The 18,785-nt window shown below is 63.8% G+C and carries 13 protein-coding genes and 1 tRNA gene; 6 read left to right on the forward strand and 8 right to left on the reverse strand.

Going from position 1 to position 18,785, the window contains the following annotated elements; genetic code table 11:
• The first annotated feature begins 54 nt into the window (after positions 1-54).
• Positions 55-2,583 carry an ATP-dependent helicase HrpB gene (hrpB, locus tag Pan44_RS13445; RefSeq protein ID WP_197454066.1) on the forward strand — a complete coding sequence of 843 codons (2,529 nt, stop codon included), beginning with the start codon at positions 55-57 and terminating at the stop codon, positions 2,581-2,583.
• Positions 2,584-2,618: 35 nt separating this feature from the next.
• On the opposite strand, the gene epmA is transcribed toward hrpB, so the two are convergent.
• The 3 genes from epmA to murJ form a co-directional block, all read right to left on the reverse strand.
• The gene (gene epmA / locus Pan44_RS13450; protein ID WP_145030558.1) at positions 2,619-3,617 is read right to left on the reverse strand and encodes an EF-P lysine aminoacylase EpmA; all 999 of its coding nucleotides are present in this window, start codon (positions 3,615-3,617) and stop codon (positions 2,619-2,621) included.
• Positions 3,618-3,782: 165 nt separating this feature from the next.
• Positions 3,783-5,252: a serine/threonine-protein kinase gene (locus tag Pan44_RS13455; protein ID WP_145030559.1), complete on the reverse strand. Its 1,470-nt coding sequence runs from the start codon at positions 5,250-5,252 to the stop codon at positions 3,783-3,785.
• A 288-nt stretch (positions 5,253-5,540) separates the two neighbouring features.
• Positions 5,541-7,253 carry a murein biosynthesis integral membrane protein MurJ gene (murJ, locus tag Pan44_RS13460; protein ID WP_145030560.1) on the reverse strand — a complete coding sequence of 571 codons (1,713 nt, stop codon included), beginning with the start codon at positions 7,251-7,253 and terminating at the stop codon, positions 5,541-5,543.
• Between the two features lie 68 nt (positions 7,254-7,321).
• On the opposite strand from murJ, the gene Pan44_RS13465 reads away from it, so the two are divergent.
• From Pan44_RS13465 to Pan44_RS13480, 4 genes are all read left to right on the forward strand, one after another.
• The gene (locus tag Pan44_RS13465; protein ID WP_145030561.1) at positions 7,322-8,080 is read left to right on the forward strand and encodes a hypothetical protein; all 759 of its coding nucleotides are present in this window, start codon (positions 7,322-7,324) and stop codon (positions 8,078-8,080) included.
• Between the two features lie 153 nt (positions 8,081-8,233).
• Positions 8,234-9,511 carry a glucuronate isomerase gene (locus Pan44_RS13470; RefSeq protein ID WP_145030562.1) on the forward strand — a complete coding sequence of 426 codons (1,278 nt, stop codon included), beginning with the start codon at positions 8,234-8,236 and terminating at the stop codon, positions 9,509-9,511.
• A gap of 160 nt (positions 9,512-9,671) precedes the next feature.
• On the forward strand, positions 9,672-10,646 hold the full coding sequence (locus Pan44_RS13475; RefSeq protein ID WP_145030563.1) for a calcium/sodium antiporter: 975 nt from the start codon (positions 9,672-9,674) through the stop codon (positions 10,644-10,646).
• Positions 10,647-10,661: 15 nt separating this feature from the next.
• Positions 10,662-11,222: a GNAT family N-acetyltransferase gene (locus Pan44_RS13480; RefSeq protein WP_145030564.1), complete on the forward strand. Its 561-nt coding sequence runs from the start codon at positions 10,662-10,664 to the stop codon at positions 11,220-11,222.
• A gap of 98 nt (positions 11,223-11,320) precedes the next feature.
• Here Pan44_RS13480 and Pan44_RS13485 read toward each other — a convergent pair whose 3' ends face one another.
• From Pan44_RS13485 to Pan44_RS13505, 5 genes are all read right to left on the reverse strand, one after another.
• Positions 11,321-13,798: a DUF1549 and DUF1553 domain-containing protein gene (locus Pan44_RS13485; protein WP_145030565.1), complete on the reverse strand. Its 2,478-nt coding sequence runs from the start codon at positions 13,796-13,798 to the stop codon at positions 11,321-11,323.
• Between the two features lie 229 nt (positions 13,799-14,027).
• Positions 14,028-14,582, reverse strand: coding sequence for a 30S ribosomal protein S9 (gene rpsI, locus Pan44_RS13490; RefSeq protein ID WP_231754319.1), 555 nt, complete (start codon positions 14,580-14,582; stop codon positions 14,028-14,030).
• A gap of 99 nt (positions 14,583-14,681) precedes the next feature.
• The gene (gene rplM, locus Pan44_RS13495; protein WP_197454112.1) at positions 14,682-15,146 is read right to left on the reverse strand and encodes a 50S ribosomal protein L13; all 465 of its coding nucleotides are present in this window, start codon (positions 15,144-15,146) and stop codon (positions 14,682-14,684) included.
• 322 nt (positions 15,147-15,468) lie between these two features.
• A tRNA-Leu gene (locus tag Pan44_RS13500) sits at positions 15,469-15,553 on the reverse strand.
• Between the two features lie 193 nt (positions 15,554-15,746).
• Entirely contained in the window at positions 15,747-18,104 is a 2,358-nt protein-coding gene (locus Pan44_RS13505; RefSeq protein WP_145030567.1) for a xanthine dehydrogenase family protein molybdopterin-binding subunit, read from the reverse strand.
• A gap of 116 nt (positions 18,105-18,220) precedes the next feature.
• Here Pan44_RS13505 and Pan44_RS13510 point away from each other — a divergent pair, with 116 nt between their 5' ends.
• Positions 18,221-18,781: a hypothetical protein gene (locus tag Pan44_RS13510; protein WP_197454067.1), complete on the forward strand. Its 561-nt coding sequence runs from the start codon at positions 18,221-18,223 to the stop codon at positions 18,779-18,781.
• Positions 18,782-18,785: the final 4 nt, after the last annotated feature.

Here is an 18,785-nt window from a genome sequence, read left to right on the forward strand (position 1 = left end):
AACCCCGGGGCTTTTCGCATTAATGGGCGCTTCCCATTGCTCCATGAGTGCTTCGTGCTGTCACCGCTTCCCATCGATGACGTTCTTCCGGCGGTCGCCAGCGCGCTGGCAAACGCGAACAGCCTCGTCCTGCAGGCTCCTCCCGGAGCGGGCAAGACCACCCGGGTTCCTCCGGTCGTCGCCGATGCCGGCTGGGCGGCCGGGAAACTGGTCATCATGCTCGAGCCGAGGCGCATGGCGGCGCGGGCGGCGGCCAGGCGCATCGCCGAAGAACGCGGCGGAGTGGTCGGCGGCGAAGTGGGTTACCAGGTGCGCTTCGATGAAAAGAAGTCGCGCGACACGCGGATCCTGGTGGTGACCGAGGGAGTCTTTCTTCGTCGAATCCAGAGCGATCCCTTTCTTGACGGAGTTGCGGCCGTCCTGTTTGACGAGTTCCACGAACGGAACCTTTTGAGCGACATTGCGCTGGGGATGGTCCGCCGTGTGCAGCAGACGGTGCGTCCCGACCTGCGGTCTTTGCTGATGTCGGCCACGCTCGATCCTGAGCCGATTGCGCGGGCGCTGGGCGGGTGTCCCGTCGTCCGGAGTGAAGGGAGGGCATTTCCTGTCGAGGTGAAATACCTCGGCCGGTCCCCTCGCGAGCCTCTCCCCTCGGCGGTCGCGGCCGTCATCGAGAAGGCGGTGACCACTGCGGACGGGGATGTCCTGGTGTTCCTGCCCGGGGTCGGAGAGATTCACCGGACCGCGGGCGAGGTCGAGCCACTTGCACGGCAACTGGGCCTGGCCGTGATGCCGCTGTATGGCGACATGCCGCCTGAAGAGCAGGATGCCGTTCTTGCTCCGTGTCCCCGGCGAAAGGTCGTCCTGTCGACAAACGTCGCCGAGACGTCGCTGACGATCGATGGCGTGCGGATCGTCGTCGACAGCGGACTTGCGCGGATCATGCGCTACGATCCGCAATCGGGGCTCGACAAGCTCGAGTTGTCGAACATTTCGAAAGCTTCGGCCGATCAGCGGGCAGGTCGGGCAGGGCGGACCGCTCCCGGTGTCTGCTGGCGGATGTGGGACGAGGCGGCCCAGCGGTCCCGACCCGATCGTGAACTGCCGGAGATCGCGCGCGTCGACCTCGCCAGCGCCGTCCTCATGTTGAAGGACTGGGGGGAAACCGAAGTGCTCGCGTTTCCCTGGCTCGATCCGCCGTTCGCGGACAGTGTTCGACTCGCAGAGCGGTTGCTCCAGCGGCTCGAAGCGATCGACGAGGACGGCGCCGTCACGCCACTCGGCCAGACGCTCGCCCGCCTGCCGACGCATCCGCGGCTCGCACGGCTGGTCGTCGAAGGTCATCGCCGCGGCGATGCGCGGCGGGTGTCGCTGCTGGCGGCGTATCTTTCGGAACGCGACCCGTTTTCGAATCCGCGGCATGGAGGCGGACGCCCGTCCTCGCTCGCCACGGCGCGATCGACACGGTCACACTCCGACGTCGTCGACCGCCTGACCGCGATCGAACGGTTTCTCTCAACTGGCCAGGACCAGACGCCCTGGGGCGAACTGCATCGCGGCGGAACGCGGCTGATCCAGCAGGCGGCCGACCAACTGCGACGGACGGCCGACGCGGAACTCGGCCGCGTCAACGAGGTGAATCCCGCGAGCGACGAGATCGTCATGCGCTGCCTGCTGGCCGCTTATCCTGATCGGCTCGCGAAGCGGCGGGATCGTGGCAGTGATCGGGCGATCATGGTCGGCGGCCGCGGGGTGAAGCTGGCCCCCGGCTCATGTGTCACCGATGCGGACCTGTTCGTTTGCGTCGACATCATGGACGCCCAGCCGGACGCTGTGGTGCGGCTGGCGTCGGCAGTCGAACGCGACTGGCTGCCGCCGGAACTCATCCGCACCAGCGACGAAGTCTTTTTCCATCCCTCGCAGAAGCAGATCGTCGCCCGGCGGCGCGTGTTGTGGGATGACCTCGTCCTCAGCGAAACGCCGATCGCCACACCGGAAGATGACGCGACGGCGGAGGCGTTGTACGAGGCGGCGAAATCGAGCTGGTCGTCCGTATTTCCCGACGATGCCGATGTGGCTGGCTACCTTGCCCGCGTGCAGTCGCTGGCGGACTGGATGCCCGATCTCGACCTGCCGGCTTTCGACGAATCTCAGCGGCTCGCGGTTCTTCGCGGGCTATGCAACGGCCGGCGATCGTTCGCGGAACTGCGGTCAGCCCCGTGGCTGAATGCGATCAAGAACTCGCTGACGTGGGAGCAGATGCAGACGATTGACCGCGAGGCTCCCGAAAGGATCGGGCTGCCCTCGGGGAAGTCGTCTCGCGTGACTTACGAACCGGGGCGCCCGCCGGTTCTCGCCGCCCGGATCCAGGATTTCTTCGGCCTGCGTGAAACGCCGCGGATTGCGGGGGGAAGGGTGAAAGTGCTGCTGCATCTGCTGGCGCCGAACATGCGTGCGCAGCAAGTGACGGACGACCTCCCGAGCTTCTGGGCGAACACCTATTCGGAAGTCCGAAAGGAGCTGCGAAGGCGGTATCCGAAGCACAAGTGGCCGGAGGATCCGACGGAGATGTTTCGGGAGTAAGAGTAGGGAGGCTGACTCGAAACGAGCCACTCCCATCACGCCCGATCCACCGGAAATGGAATGATCTCGTCAATCCGCTCCGCTCCCAGCCGCCACATCAACAGGCGATCGAACCCAAGCGCCACGCCGGAGCAATCGGGCAGGCCTGCGCGCAGGGCGTCGACGAGCCGACTGTTCGCCGGCAACGACGGGATCCCCGCAGCGATGCGGAGATCGTTCTGTCTCCGCATCCGTCGCAACAGTTCTTCGCCGTCCGTCAGCTCCTGATATCCGTTACAGAGCTCGACTCGTCCCACGTAGAGCTCGAATCGTTCCGCGACGGCCGGTTTTCCGGGGCGAACACGTGCCAGCGCCGACTGCGTCTCCGGATAGTCGAGCAAAAAGACCGCACCGAGCGTCGCCAGCCACGGTTCGACCTTTTCGGCAAGGAGCAGGTTCAGCCATCCGTCTCGATCGGTCCTGCTCAGCGACTGTGGTGCGTTCACACCGATGCGAGCGGCGAGTCCCACCAACTCCGCCGTCTCCAGCGACAACACACGCGTTCCGATCGCGTGTTTGAACGCCTCGTCGTAGCTGATCCGTTCGAAGGTTGTCGGGAGCGAGATCGGCGGGGCCAGCGGTCCGAGGTCGAGGCCTGCGATGGACCGGACGAAACCCTCGGTGAAAGTCATCTGGTCGTGGTAAGAGTCGCCGACACGATACCACTCGAGCATCGTGAATTCGGGGTTATGGCGCGGCCCCGATTCCCCACCGCGGAAGACGTGACCGAGCTGATAAATCGCATCAACCCCGGCGACGACGAGCCGCTTCATCGCGAACTCGGGCGACGTCTGGAGGTAGAGCGGGCCGGAGGTCGGGCTCACGCCGGCCGGCAGCGCGACCGGGTCGATCCAGGCATCGATGCAGGTGTCGCGGGAGAGGTGCGGCGTGTCGACTTCCCAGTAACCGTGGGAATCGAAGAACTGTCGCGTTGCGGAGAGGAGGCGGGCGCGAAGCCGAAGAGTTTCGACCGTCGCAGTGGGGAGGAATGTCATCCGGGGGGCCGCCTGGTCGCTGTGGTTTCTGGCCGGGGCAATGCGCAAGTGTGGGGGCGTGTCCCGCAGTTGCACGGCTCACAGAGCCGTGGCACGACTGACACGAACCGGACCGGCGGCGAGCTCCGGCCGCTCACTCGACGGGGGATGCTCCAACACCCGCGATTACACGGCAGCCCGGCCCTCGAGGGTTGCGGTGAGGTGCTTTCGCAGGTCGCGCAGGGTAATGGGCTGGACGAGCAGGTTGACTCCCGGAAGTTCCGCGGCCAACTGCGATTTCAACTTTGCCTGGCCTTCGCTCAGTACGATAAAGAACTGAGTGTCTCGCATGCGGTTCATGTCGCGGAGTCGGGCGTTCTCGGACTCCAGCCTGTCTCCGAGGATGTCCCCCATCAACACGGCGCAATCCGGCGGAGTGGCGTTCACCCTCTGGATCGCCCGGTCGATGTCGCCCACCAGGATCAGTTTGAATCCGTGACGCGAAAAATAGTCGCGAAGCACGTCCTGGTGCTTGGGGCGATTCTCGATGCAGAGGATCGTCGGCTGGGCCGTCTTGGTCGTTGTCGCTGCAGCATCGGCCGGAGCAGGTTTGGCGGCTTCAGCAACCACAGGGGTCACTGTGCCCCCGAGTTCGCGAACGATCGCTTCCATCTCGAAGACGAGTTCGCCAGGTGTCTGGAAACGGTTGTCCGGATTCGTCTGCATGAGTCGGTCGACGACGCCCGCCACTTTGTACGGCAGTCGCGGGTCGATCGAGGTGACCGGGCGGACATCGCGGTAGCGTCCGAACCGTTTGCGTTCCTCCCGGTCCTTGGTGGGAGGATAGGGAGGCTCCCCGGTCAGCAGTTCGAACATGATGCCGCCGAGGAAATAGAGATCGCTGCGGCAGTCGTTCTTGGGGGCGTTGGTATGGCGTTCGAGCGTGGAATACTCGAGGGCCGTCTGCATTTCGTCGCCACCGACGCGGGAAAAGACGGAATCTTCCGCCGCGAGTCCGAAGTCGATGAGCTTGGCGACGCCGGTGGCGCTCATCAGGGCGTTCGTCAGCTTCAGGTCGCGGTGCGTGTAGCCCTTGGAGAGGGCGTACTCCAGGCCGCGGGCCATATCGAGGATGAACCTGCAGGTTTCCAGGGGGGACAGCTTGCCGCGGATCTTGAGGAAGTTCTTGAGGTTACCCCCTTCGACGAACTCCATCGTGATGTAGTGGAATTTCCCCTGCGACGAGCATTCGTAGACCGGAACGATGTTCGGGTGCTGGAGCCGCTGGCCGATCTCTCCTTCGCGGTGGAAAAGGTTCACGATGTCGCGGTCACCGCTCCACCGTTCGCGAAGGAGTTTGAGGCCGATCATCGTTCCATCGATGATCGACGCGGCGCGGTACACCCGGGCGAAGCTGCCCGAGGCGTTTCGATACAGAAGTTTGTAGTCGCCCAGCACCAACCCGTCGGTGTCGCCCTTCCTGATCCGCTCAATCTGCATCGCGGTCAGGAGTTCGCGGCGTTCGAGCGTGGCGAGCGCGGCGTCGACCGTGCCGCTGGCCACGGAGCTGATGAGGTCAGCCGGCAGCTCGCGTGCGTTCAGAATCCGTTGACGGACGAGCTGATCGATCAGTGCTTCGGGTGTCGAGGGGAGCATTTCGAACGCGGGACTCGGGGAAGTACTCCCCGTCTGGACATGACCTGATGCTGCCTCAACACCTTCGAACGCACCGGGACTGCCGTCAATTGTCCGGCCGGCCTATTGCGGCGACAAGCGGTCGGGCGTCCCGGTTCTACCAGATGCAGCGACCGCGGCGACGGCGAGATCGTACCAACGCCGCAAGTCGCGTCAACGTGCCGAAATAGGCCGAAGCGGCACGATGCACATTGCCAGCCTCATTCCGCCGCCGACCGCAGGAGTTTCCCTCCTTTCCGCGAGTCGATTTTACGCCGTCCCCTCGACCGACTGCATGCCTGGGCGGCGCGGCCGGAGCAGTTCGAAGGGTTCGGAAAGTCGCGTGGCCCGCGCGACTGCGAGGTAAATCACGATTCCGGCCGGCAGGGCGACTCCCAGCCTCAGGGCCGGTGAAGCCGTACGCATGAGCAGCAGGAGAATCGCACAGATCGCCATCATGGCTGCCGTCGCCAGGAGCGACCGCGCAGCGCGGCCGCGAAGTCGGCCCCAGTCGATCGAGATCTGGTGTCGCTGGAGAAGGCGAAACGAGATGACCAGGTGGAACAGCGTTGTCAGCGCCGTCGCTGCGGCGAGCCCCTGTCCGCCTCCCAACCAGGCGCCGAGCGGGGTGAGCACCAGGTTGAACGCCACTGCCGTGAGTCCCGTTCGTAGCGGCGTCTGCCGGTCTCCGACCGCGAAGAACCCCCTCTGGATCAGGAACAGCGCGATCGCCGCCCACGCGACCGAGCCGTAGATCGCCATGATGCGGGCCGTCAGCAATCCGTCGTCGGCCGTAAACCGCCCGTGCTGAAAGAGGACGGTCGTGACAGGGCTGGCGAGGACAACCAGCCCTCCGCTGGCGGGAAGAGCGACGCTGAGCGCCACAGCAAGCCCGTGCGTGAGATCGTCCTTCAATTTCGAGAAGTCGCGGCTCGCCGCATGGGCGGCCAATGTCGGATAGAGGACCGTCCCGACCGCGACGCCGATGAGCCCCAGTGGGAACTGGTACAGTCGCTGGGCGAAGTAGAGAGCCGCGGCCGTTCCGGGTTCGACCAGCTGCTGCCCGCCCGTCCATCGGGCCGCTGCGGGTGACGCGAAGGCCCAGGCCAGGAGCGAGTCGAGGACTGTGTTGAACTGCGAGATCGATGCGGCGACGATCGTCGGAAGCATGGCCCGGAAGACGCTCCGCGACTGGGCACGCGCATCATCATCCGCAGCCAACATGCCCCAACCGCTCCGCCGGAGTACGGCCGCCGGCAGCAGGAGTTGCAGCAGTCCCCCGACCAGGAGCGACGCGGCAATCCACCGGATTCGCCGCTCGGGATCGACGACGAGCATCGCCGTAGCGGCCACCGCCGCGAGCCACCACAGGTTCAGCAACACGGGAACCAGCGCGGGCCAGATGAATCGCCGCTGAGCCTGAAGCATCGCTCCGGCCAGTGCTGCGAGACAGATCAGCAGCAGGTAAGGCGTCATCAAGGCCAGCAATTCGATCAGCCGAATCTGGTATTCCGAATCCGCCGCCCGGTGGAGCGCTGCCAGGACGAATTCCGCCGCAATGACGAGGCCGGTCAGCAGCAGGGCCAGGCGCGAGGCGACAGCCGTCGCCAGCCGCCGCGCGGCATCAGGCCCGGACTTCGATTCGGTCGCCACAAACTCCGGCAGGAAGGCCGTCGTCAGGGCTCCTTCACCAAACAGGCTGCGGGCCAGATTCGGAATTCGAAAAGCGAGCGTGAACGCATCCAGAATCTCCCCCAGGCCGAAGACGCCTGCCATGGCGGAGTCGCGCGCGAATCCGAGGATTCGGCTGGCGAGTGTCAGCAGGCTGACAGTCCGGAACCCGGCCAGCGACGTTCGGCGTTGAGGAGGCGCATCCATGCCGGTCCAGTGGTCGTCGTTCTGCGCCTCGAGCAGGGGAAGGCCCGCGGGCGGAGCCGACGGGATCCATTTCAGGAGTCGTCCTGAATCGGGATTCGCACGCACGGGCGTGCTATCGTGCCGCAGATGGTTGCGGGATTGTTCCCGGCGTGGAAGGTTGAACGGAGACGCAGATGAGCGAAGTTCTGGTTTTTACTCCGCGGGCCGAAGAGACGACGCTGCCGAACCCGTGGCTGCGGCTGCCGGCGGGTCTGGCGGCGATTACTGCGGATCCGATCGACTGGGGGCGAGTTCACTCGGCCGGAGAGAGCGATTCGCGAGACCTGTGGGAGAACGTCGCCACGGCGGCCCGTTTGGGGAATCTGCAACTGACTGCGGCGGAGCCGTTGTCGACTCCGCCGACATTGCCATCGCTGGCTCCGTCAGACCGGCCTGGCCCGGCCTGGCTGCGGGCGGCGGTTGATGAATGCGGCACACTGACTGGCGGGCCGGTTCAGTCGAAGATTGACCTCATCGCCCTGCAGGCGGGACTTCTCCAGATGACGGGCGACCTGACCGCCAGTCATGAGCATTCCCAGTCCATTGAAGGTCGTGGAAAGCAGCGTGCCGGCGACTATTGGCACGCGATCAACCACCGTCGCGAGCCCGACGACGGCAACGCGAAGTACTGGTTCCGCCAGGTCGGCAACCATCCGTTGCTCACCGAACTCGGCCAGATCGTCCCGGCGCTTGCGGATGGTTTCTCCCCGGCGGTTCGCGAGCAGGGATTGTCGCTGGTGGAACGTGGCCGGCTCGAGCCATTCCGTTTCGTTGATCTCGCGAGCCAGGCCCGCCGGCGCAGGGATGAGGAACTCACGGCGTTCGCCGAACGCCTGCAATGGGTCGAAATGGTCTTGTTGCTCGAATCGACCCGTAGAGACGCCTTCGGGTGAATCGAAAAGGGCGGGCGGATTCCAGTCGCATCGCGCGGCCCGCCTGCTCGCATTGGGTTTTCCGATTCTCTTAGAATCCGCGATCTGCGGGCGCATCGCCGCCGGCGGCCCTGTTCTCGAACTTGTTCTTCGCGCTTGCTGAGAAGTGATTCCATGACCGACCTGTCCCGCCGGCTGTTTGATGAGCTTGAATCGCTGGTCCTCATCGACCCGCATACGCACATCAATCCGCATGCTCCCGCGTCGAAGACTCTCGCGGACATCATGGGCTATCACTACTACACCGAACTGGCCCACTCGGCCGGGATGCCGAAGGCCTACATCGAAGACAAGGGGATCACGCCGAAGGAGAAGGTCGGCCGGCTGGTCGAGAAGCTGGGCGATCTCTCGAACACGATCCAGGTCAGCTGGCTGATGGAGATCTGCCGCGAGTTTTTCGGGTTTCAGGACGACGCGATCACGACGAAGAACTGGGAAAAGCTTTACGACGGCGCCCTCGCCAAGATGCAGCTGGCCGACTGGGAACAGCAGGTCCTGACGCACAGCAAGCTCGAGGCTGTGTTCCTGACCAACGACTTCGACGATCCTCTCGAAGGCTTCGATACGAAGAAGTACATCCCCTGCCTGCGGACGGATGACCTGGTCTTCCATTTCGCGAAGCCCGAGACACGAGCCCGCCTGGCGAAGGCGACCGGCATCGAGGCGACATCGGCCGAATTGCTGCGGAGCGCCATCGGCAAGCTGTTCGCCCACTTCACGAAACAGGGGGCCCGTGCCTGCGCGATCTCGATTCCTCCGGGCTTTGTCCCGATGAAGGTCAGCAGCGCGGACGCCCAGACTGTCGTCGAGCGCGCGGCTTCCGGGGGAGTGTTGACGCTCGATCAGTCGGCCACGCTCAGCCAGTTCGTGTTCTGGACGCTGGCCGAGTTCTGCTCTGAGCATTCCCTTCCTTTCGACCTGATGATCGGCGTCAACCGCCGGGTTTATGAAGACGGCGTGTTTCAGGGGCAGGACCTGTTCGACATGCGGGTCTCGCTGATTCAGTACAAAGAACTGTTCAACGCATTTCCGAAGGTCACGTTCCCGATCTCGGTGCTGGGGAACACGAGCAACAACGAACTTGTCAGCTACGCCTGGATCTTCCCGAATGTGGTGACGAACGGACACTGGTGGTATTCGAATATCCCGACCTATATCGAAGTCGACACCAGGAGCCGCCTGGAGGCCGTCCCGCGGTCCAAGCAGGTCGGCTACTACAGCGACATGTACAAGCTGGAGTTTGCTCTGCCGAAGTTCCGCATGTATCGCCGGGTGCTGGCGAAGGTTCTGGCCGAAGACTTCGTGATCGGGCGTGGATGGTCTGAGACGAAGGCGATCGAACTGGGAAAACAGGTCCTCCGCGGCAACGTCGAGACGATTTTCAAAGTGTGACGAAGTCAGCGATTTTCCGTCCCGCCATGATGAATTCGAGATCATGTCGGGCGAGGAACCGATTGCCGGCCGGGTGGCGTTGCGCAAAACTTGCGTTTTGCTGCTCCCTGTGGCGTCCCGATCGTACGCGCCCCCGGACCGGTGGAGAGATCACGGACGGATGAGCGGATTTCTCTGGTTTACTGCCGGGATGCTGACGTTAGTTGGCGGAGCGGAGCTGGTTGTCCGTGGCGCCTCGCATGTCGCCACCCGTCTCGGCGTCTCTCCCATGGTGATCGGACTGACGATTGTCTCCATTGGGACGAGCGCGCCGGAACTGGCGATCGGAATTACGGCCGCGCGCCATGGGAACGGGGCACTCGCCGTCGGCAACATTGCCGGAACGAACGTTTTCAACCTGTTGTTCATCCTCAGTCTGAGCGCCGTGATCCGGCCGCTGTCGCTGCGCGTGCAGCTGTTCCGGCTTGAACTCCCGATGATCGTCCTGTCTGCCGGGCTGATGCTGGGCCTCGGTCTCGATGGAAACCTGTCGCGTGCGGACGGGTTCGTGATGCTGATGGGCGGCATCACGTACATGATTGGCCTGTACTATTTCACCAGGGTGGCGGCGAGCGCGACGACGAAGAAGGAATACCGGGAGGAGTACGGGCCGCAGGCGGTGAAATGGTCGCGGAAAGCCCTGTCGTTCAATGTGGCAATGCTTCTGGGAGGCATCACGCTTTCGGTGATCGGCGCCAACTGGCTGGTAGATGGCGCCACGGCTCTGGCAAGGGCCTTCGGCGTCTCAGAAGCCATTATCGGGCTGACGATCGTGGCACTGGGAACGTCCGCCCCGGAACTGGTCACCACGCTCATCTCGACATTGCGGAATGATCGCGACGTGGCGATCGGCAACCTCCTCGGCAGCAGCATTTTTAACATCATGGTGATCCTGGCACTGACCTGTCTGCTCGTTCCCGGCGGACTTCCCGTCGAACGGGACCTGATGCTCTTTGACGTCCCGCTGATGGCCCTGGTTGCTTTCGGGGCTGTGCCGATCTTCCTGACCGGACACCGCGTCTCACGGCTCGAAGGGGGAACCGGAGTGACGTTGTTTATCACCTATATGGTGTGGCTGACCTGTTTTCGCGCCTGAACGGCAGACCGAGAAATGTCCAAGCTTCCTGAAATTACGACCGAGAGACTGCTGCTGCGTCCGTGGCGGCGAGCAGATCGTCCACACTTCGCCGCAGTCAACGCCGATCTTCGTGTGGTGGAATGCCTGCCGGGCGTGCTGACCCGTGAAGAGAGCGACGCCTTTGTCGACCGGATCGAAGCCCATTTTGAGAAGAATGGTTTTGGGCTGTGGTGCGTCGAGGCGCCGGGGGTCGCCGAGTGCCTGGGGTTCATCGGACTCTCAATCCCGCAGTTCGAGACGCACTTCACGCCCTGCGTCGAAATCGGGTGGCGTCTGGGATCGCAATACTGGGGACAGGGTTATGCGCCGGAAGGGGCCCGTGCGGCGATGGAATTCGGCTTCCGCACGCTTGGTCTCCACGAAATCGTGTCGTTCACGGTGCCGCACAACACGCGGTCGCGGCGGGTGATGGAAAAAATCGGGATGACCCGGGACGAGGCAGGGGACTTCGAGCATCCCCGGCTGGCGCCCGGACATCCGCTCCGAAGCCATGTGCTCTATCGCTGTCGCAACCCGGACGGGAAAGCGGTCTAATGGACATCTGTTTCAGATGCTGAAGAATCCGCCGTGTCCTTCAGAGCTGTTCCAATTGGCCGCCAGCGTGCGTCAGTACCTTGACGGCAAGCTGCCGCCTAATGGTTGAAAAGGAACTCCTTCGTGTTCAGGAGCGCCCAGACGATGTCTTCCCACGCCGTCTGAGGCGCCTCGCGGTGTTTCTCGAGATGAGCCAGGGCGATGCCGACTTCCTCGGGGTCCGGCTCACGGGCGTAGACCCAGCGATATAGCTCCCGGACCTTGTCCTCCACGGGACGAGAGTCGTCCTTCGCCAGGATCGCGGCGCGGCCGTTCGGCGAAGACACCTTCTCGTGCACTTCCGTGCTGTTCAAAAGGTGCAGGCTCTGGGCCAGATTGGCTGCCTGAGACCGTTCGCACTCGCAGGCGGTCTCGCCCATCGGCTGGCCGAAGACCTTGAGGAAGTAGGTCGCCGCAGACAGGTCGGGCAATTCAAGCGCGCGTGTCCCGGCGGGAAGTCCGTTGAACGCCTGCGTGGTGTTGGTCACCTGATGCAGTCCGTCGTACAGAACCTCGGCCGAGAGTCGCTTGGGGTAGTACCGGGAAAAGTTCTGTTTGTCCTTCACGTTGAATTCATTGGGGAACGACGACAGCTGGTAGGTGTTCGACTGGCAGATCGTGCGGACCAGCTGCTTGAGATCGAAACCGCTTTCCACGAACGACCGGCTGAGCGCCTCGAGCAGTTCGGGGTTGGACGGCGGGTTGGTTTCCCGCATGTCGTCTTCCGGTTCAACGATGCCGCGGTCGAAAAAGTGCTTCCAGTAGCGGTTGACCAGCGAGCGGGCGAAGAACGGGTTGTGCGGCGACGTCAGCCAGTCGGCCAGACGCAGCCGCGGGTCGCTGTCTTCGCTGATCGTGTATTCGCGATCTCCCAACGGCGTCGGCTTGATCGCCCGGCCGCTGCGCGGATTGGCGGCGGTCGCCAGCCCCGCGTTGTGGAAGACCCGCTTGTCGCGCGGCGCGACGCTGGCGTTTCCGGACAGGTTCTTCCTGCCGACACGGCTGAAGAAGGCAGCCAGGCCGTAGTAGTCGTCCTGGCTCCAGCGTTCGAAGGGGTGATGGTGGCACTTGGCGCACTGAATCCGGATGCCGAGAAACAGCTGCGCGACGTCTTCGACTTCCTGCGTGGCCTCAGGCACTTCCCGGTACCACACCACGGGTGGAGATGTTTCGATATCGCCGGACGCGGTCAGGATCTCGCGTGAGAACTGATCGAACGGCTTGTTGTCATTGAGGCTGTTCCAGATCCAGTCGTAAAACGCGAGCGTGCCGGCGGCGTCGGGATCCACCTTCTTACGGTTGCGCAGAATGGCGTTCCACTTGTTGGCGAACGAATCGGCGTAGCCGGGGCTGTCCAGCAGCCGGTCGATGAGTTTGTCCCGTTTGGCGGGATCCTGGTCGTTGAGAAAGGCGAGCACCTGCTCGTCGGTCGGCAGGGCGCCCGTGATGTCGATCGATGCCCGCCGGAGGAAAGTCGCGTCGTCGCAGACCGGCGAAGCCGGGACCCCCAGCGAATTCAGTTTTCTGGCCACCGCCTCATCAATGAAGTTGCGGATCGGGAGCTGCTGCGCGGGGGCCGAACCGAGTGGAATCGTGGCCCGGAAAGTGGCGACCTGTCCCTGGTAGCGGGCCATGATCGCGACCTCGCCCGCCAGGTCGTTCGTCGCGACGAGCCCCGTCGAGTTCACGGTCGCGAGTTCCGCAACGTTCGGTTCGAAGAGCGCCATCCGCGTGACGTCCTCCGTGCGGCCGTCGCTGTACGAGGCGAGGACGGCCACCTGCTGCGCCGAGTTGCGATGCATCACCCGTTCGGAGGGATAGCAGCGAATCCTGGTGACGACCGGCGCATCGTCGCGGCTGGGAGGAAGTCCCTGGGAGATCCAGCGCGCCAGAACGCGATACTCGTGGCTGTCGACATCCATCCGCTTGCCGCCGCCGTGGGGCGTCTGCCCGGACGCTTTCTGCAGGAGCAGGCTGCGAGCGGGCGCAGCGGGAAAAACGCGGCGACCGCGGTCTTCGCGGGCGAGGAACTCGTAGTCGTCTTCCGGGTAGAAACCGAGCAGGGAGAGGCGAAAGCCGTTCTGGCCGCTCGATTTTCCGTGACAGCCGCCGCCATTGCAGCCGAGCTTCGTGAAGATTGGGACGACCTGATTCCTGAAGTCGACGAGGGCCGCCTCGCGGATCTCCGCTGCGGTGACGGTGACGGAGGTTGAAAGCCCGCCGATGAGGGTGGTGAGTCGCGTTTCGCCATCCATGACGGGGGTCAACAGGCCCGACGGATCGACATGGACGATTCCCTCCGGATCACTTCGGAACTCGGCCTTCGTCGTCAGGTCGAACACCCGCCCCGAGGAATCCCGGCCGGTGACCAGAAGCTGGAGGCGCGAATCGGCTCCGCGCACGACCAGGCCGGCCGGTCCGCCATCGGGTTCGATGGCCAGGTGAGTCATGGAATCGAGGACGGGCTCGTCGGCGCGCGTCGCCGACGTGGCGATCGCAATCGCGAGAAGGAACAGGAGACCGGTCCAGCTTCGCATGGCAACTTTCCCTGATGCTTCATTGCCAGGCGTGGCAACGAGCGCCATGTGACACTCGAATTCCGTGAGTGACGCCATCGTGCCGCCCCACCAGGAGGCGGGCGGTTGCGCACTGGAATCGTTAGGCGATTGCCCGAATGTGTCAATTCGAGTCCCGCCAATGAAAAAGGCCCTCGCGAGTGATTCGCAAGGGCCTGGAACATTCTGCGGCAGACGCAGCCTCGAGCGATCAACGCTTCGAGAACTGGAAGCTGCGGCGGGCTTTCTTGTGGCCGTACTTCTTACGCTCGACCATGCGGCTGTCGCGGGTGAGGTATCCACCTTCGGACAGCTTCGGCTGAAGAGCGTTGTTGCGGGCCGAGAGGGCGCGGGCGATGCCGAGCACCGCGGCGCCGGTCTGGCCGGTCGGGCCGCCGCCGGCGACGCGAACCCACACGTCGACCTTGTCGGCCTGTTCGGTGGCGATCAGGGGCGCCTTGACCATGTTCTGGTCGCGCTCGAGCGGGAAGAAGTCGTTCAGTTCCCGGCCGTTGATCAGGATCTTGCCAGAGCCGTCCTTGATACGGACGCGGGCGACGGCGGTCTTGCGACGGCCGGTTCCGATGGCGATGCCGAACTTGTCAATCTTGCCGCGGATGACCGGAGCTGGGCGTTCGACGGGAGTTGCCTCCGCCTCGCCGCCGATGTTCAGGCTCTGCGTGGCGGACGCAGGCGCGTCGTCGAGGTCTTCCGTCGTTTCCGGAAGAGCGAGGTCTGCGTCGTCCGGCATGATGTCGTCGGCCATATCAAATCTTCTCTCAGGTCGTGATTCGCGTCTTGAGCCCCGCGACATCGTCGCCGGGAGAATTCCGCGGCGCCAGTCCGCGGGCTTGTGTGGTCTGAATTACTTCAGCAGTTCGGCCGGACAGTCGACCGGCATCTGGGCCTGATGCGGATGGCTGGGCCCCTTGTAGATCTTCAGGCGGTTCAGCATGTGCGGGCCGAGCTTGTTCTTCGGCAGCATGCGGCGGACCGCTTCCCGGAGGATGTGGTCCGGACGGCGTTCCAGGTAGGTCGAGGCCTTGATCAGCCGGCGGCCGCTGGGGAAGCCGGTGTAGTACTCGTAATCCTTCTTCGCCATTTTGCTGGAGAAGTTGGGGAACTCCTCGGTTCCGAGCGGCTTGCCCGAGAACTTGACGTGTTCGCAGTTCACGACGATGACGGAGTCGCCGCACTCGACGTGAGGGGTGTAGGTGGGCTTGTGCTTGCCCATCAGAATGGTCGCGATTTTCGTGGCCAGGCGACCGACGATCTGCCCATCGGCGTCAATGACGACCCACTTCCGGTCGACGGTCTGGGCGTTGGCCATGTAGGTTTTCGACACGACTCGACATCCTCATCTCTGTGGAATCGCTCGCCGGAAGGCGAACGGGCGGACGGCGGAAAACATCTTCCCGGGGCTCGAGATGAGCCACGCCCGCGATCTCCCGGCGCAAATCGGCCGGAAAAATGGAAACGGGGAGTGTATCGGCGGTCGCGCGGTGTGGCAACGCCGTGAAAGAGGGATTTTTTCGGGTGCGGGAGACGCCCAGGCAGGGATTCTGCTGGAGACGGAAGACCTCGGCCCGGAGCAACCGACCCAAAAAAACGAGGGCACTCACGAACCAAGCGTGAATGCCCTCGTTGAAAAGTGCCCGGGACAGGATTTGAACCTGCACACCCATTACAGGCGCCAGCCCCTCAAGCTGGTGTGTCTGCCAATTCCACCACCCGGGCGAGTCTGGGAAGTCGGGTTGTACCCGTGATTTTACGTGTCTGCAAGCAGACGGGTAGGAACTTCACCACAGAGACCTGAAGGAAGCAGGGATGAGGCAACATTGCGGGTTATAGGAACCACCCCCTGCCTCCCTATGGCGTCCCCGTTTGGGGACCGTCTCTTCGCGCGTCGTCGCTCGGTTCGATCCCGCTTTCAGCTCTCCTTTGCGAGGATCGCCGCCAGGACCCGCGGAGGATTCATTGGGAGGTCGTGCATCCGGGCTCCGACGGCCTGGTGAATTGCCGCCGCGATCGCCGCGGGAGGCGGGCAGATCGGCACTTCTCCCACACCCCGGACGCCGTAGGGGTGAATCGGGTTCGGCACCTCCACGATGATCGTTTCGATTTCCGGGAGGTCGAGGCAGGTCGGGATGCGGTAGTCGAGATAGCTCGAATTGCGCATCGTGCCGGCCGCGTCGTAGAAATATTCCTCATTGAGGGCCCAGCCGATTCCCTGGGCCGCGCCACCCTGCATCTGTCCTTCAACGTACGAAGGGTGGATCGCCGTGCCGCAGTCCTGGACAACCGTGTACCGGAGAATGTCGACCTTTCCAGTGTCCGGGTCGACGGCCACGTCGCAGATGTGTGCCCCGAAGGCGCCGCCGCAGGTGTCCATATTGACGGTGGCCGAGGCCGAGATTGGCTCGCCGTGGTGCAGCCCGCGCGCGGCGAGTTCCTTGAAGGTGAACGATTTGTCTTCGGGGCCGTTGAACTGGCCCGCCTTGAATTTCACCTTCGATGCGGGGCAGCCCCAGATCTGGGCGGCGAGTTCACGCATCTGATCGCGGATCTTGAGTCCGGCCATGTGAACCGCGGCGCCCGTGGTGTGGGTGACGCGGCTGCCGCCAGTGACGTCGGTATAGCCCACCCCGTCCGTGTCGACCACGAACGGATTCACGTCCTCGGCTGCGATTCCAAGTGTTTCGGCCAGGATCATCGCCAGCGCGGCCCGGCTGCCACCGATGTCGGTCGAGCCTTCCAGGAGAGTGACCTTGCCGTCGAAGTTCACGTTGACGGTTGCCGACGACTTCAGTCCCGCGTTGAACCAGTAGCCGGTTGCGATTCCACGACCGATCTTGAGATTCGACGGCCGATAGACTGGCACCGCTGCGTGGCCGTTGGCCGAGGGTGTCGCCGGTTTCAGCTCACTCTTCGGCCCAATGGGGGCATCCCAATGGTCGCTCGTTCCGACGGCCTCCAGGCATTCGACGAGTCCGATTCGCGGATAGACAATTCCGTCGACGCGGCGGGTTCCCTCGCGGGCCGCATTCTTCAGCCGGAAGGCGAGCGGATCGATGTTGAGCTGGTCGCAGAGGTCTTCGATGACGCTTTCGACGGCGAAGGAAGCGTTCGTCGACCCAGGCGCCCGGTAGGCATTCGTTCGAGGCTTGTTGACGCAGACGTCGTAGCCCTCGACGCGGGCGTTCGGGACGTCGTAACAGGAGAAAATGCACATGCAGCCGGGGCCGATGGGGCTGCCCGGGAACGCGCCCGCTTCGTAGGCGAGCCACGCTTCGCCGGCGACCAGCCTGCCGCTGGAATCGGCCCCGAGTTTCACGCGGATGAATGATCCCGGTGTCGGACCCGTCGCTTCAAAGGTGTCGGTCCGGCTGAGAATCATCTTCACGGGCCGGCCCGACTTCTTCGAAAGCAGCACCGCGAGCGGCTGCTCATAGACGGAAATCTTTCCGCCGAACCCGCCGCCGATCTCGGTCGGAATCACCTTGATGTTCGTCGCGGGAATGTGGAGCAGTTCCGCGAGTTGTTGACGGACGGTGAACGAGCCCTGGGTGCAGGTCCAGACGGTGACACGTCCGTCACGATGCCAGACGGCCGAAGACGCGTGCGGCTCGATGTAGCCCTGGTGGACCGTGGCCGTGCTGAATTCGCGTTCGACGATGACGGATGCCGAGGCGAAGCCGGCCGCAATGTCACCCGTTTCGAACAGGACTTTCTTCGCGACGTTGGTGGGCGAATCGCTGACGACTTCGCCGAATTCCACAGTGCGGACGTCGTCGTTGAGGATCGGGGCGTCCGGCTTCATCGCCGATCGGGCATCGAGCACGAGCGGAAGGAGTTCATACTCGATGACGATCTTCTTCGCCGCGTCCTCAGCGAGATGGATGTTGTCCGCAGCGACAGCAGCCACGGCGTGGCCGCGGTAGAGGACCTTGTCCTGCGCCAGGACGTTGGATCGCAGGTGCCGCATGTTGACGGCCCCTTCTCCCAGTTCGGCGATGCGGTCGCCCTGCTCGGGGAGGTCGGAACCGATGAGGACGGCGTGCACTCCGGGGGAGACGACGGCGGCCGAAATGTCGACATGCCTGATGCGGGCGTGCGCATGCGGACTGCGGAGGATGTAGCCCGCCAACTGCCCGGAAAGCTTCGTATCTGCCCCATACCGGGCTCGCCCGGTGACCTTGTCGGCGCCGTCGTGACGGATCGGACGGGTGCCGATGACCTTGTACTTCGACTTGGACTTCGCAGGCTTCTTGGACTTGGACGTCGCCATCTATGAGTCTCCGGTCAGGTGACCGGATTGTTGGCGATGCGGGAGTGGGGATCAATGCGACGACGCGTCAGTGCTGCTAAGGTCGCTTGCGTAGAGAATGCAGCGATCAAGTCCCCGTGAAGACTGGAGCGACGGTGGAATTCACCAGGATTGTCGTGCTGTCGATTCTGGCGGCCGTCGGTTACGGCATCTGCCACGACCAGGTGACTGTGCGCGTGTGCCTCGAGTACTTCACGATCGGCCACGCTCCCGTGTTCAACACGACATCTCCGACGCTTCTGGCGATCGGATGGGGTGTGATTGCCAGCTGGTGGATGGGGGCCTTTCTCGGAATTCCCCTCGCGGCCGCGTCACGCATCGGGTCGCGGCCGAAACTGACTGCGTCCGATCTCCTGAAGCCGATTGGAATCCTGCTGGCCGTGATGGCGGGCTCAGCATTTCTCGCAGGAGTTGCAGGATCGGCTGCCGCGGCGTCCGGCCGGATCTGTCTCACCGGCCCGATGAAGACGCGAGTCCCCCTCGACAGACATCAGGCTTTTTTGACGGACCTGTGCGCGCACAACGCGGCGTACGCTGTTGGCTTTGTGGGGGGCTTTGTCCTGTGCGGATATGCGGTCCACGTCCGAAAGCGACGGGAACTCACCGCCAGCGAGCATTGGGCTCAGCACGTGCCCTGATTGC

This window comes from Caulifigura coniformis, from assembly GCF_007745175.1.
Classification (GTDB): Bacteria; Planctomycetota; Planctomycetia; order Planctomycetales; family Planctomycetaceae; genus Caulifigura; species Caulifigura coniformis.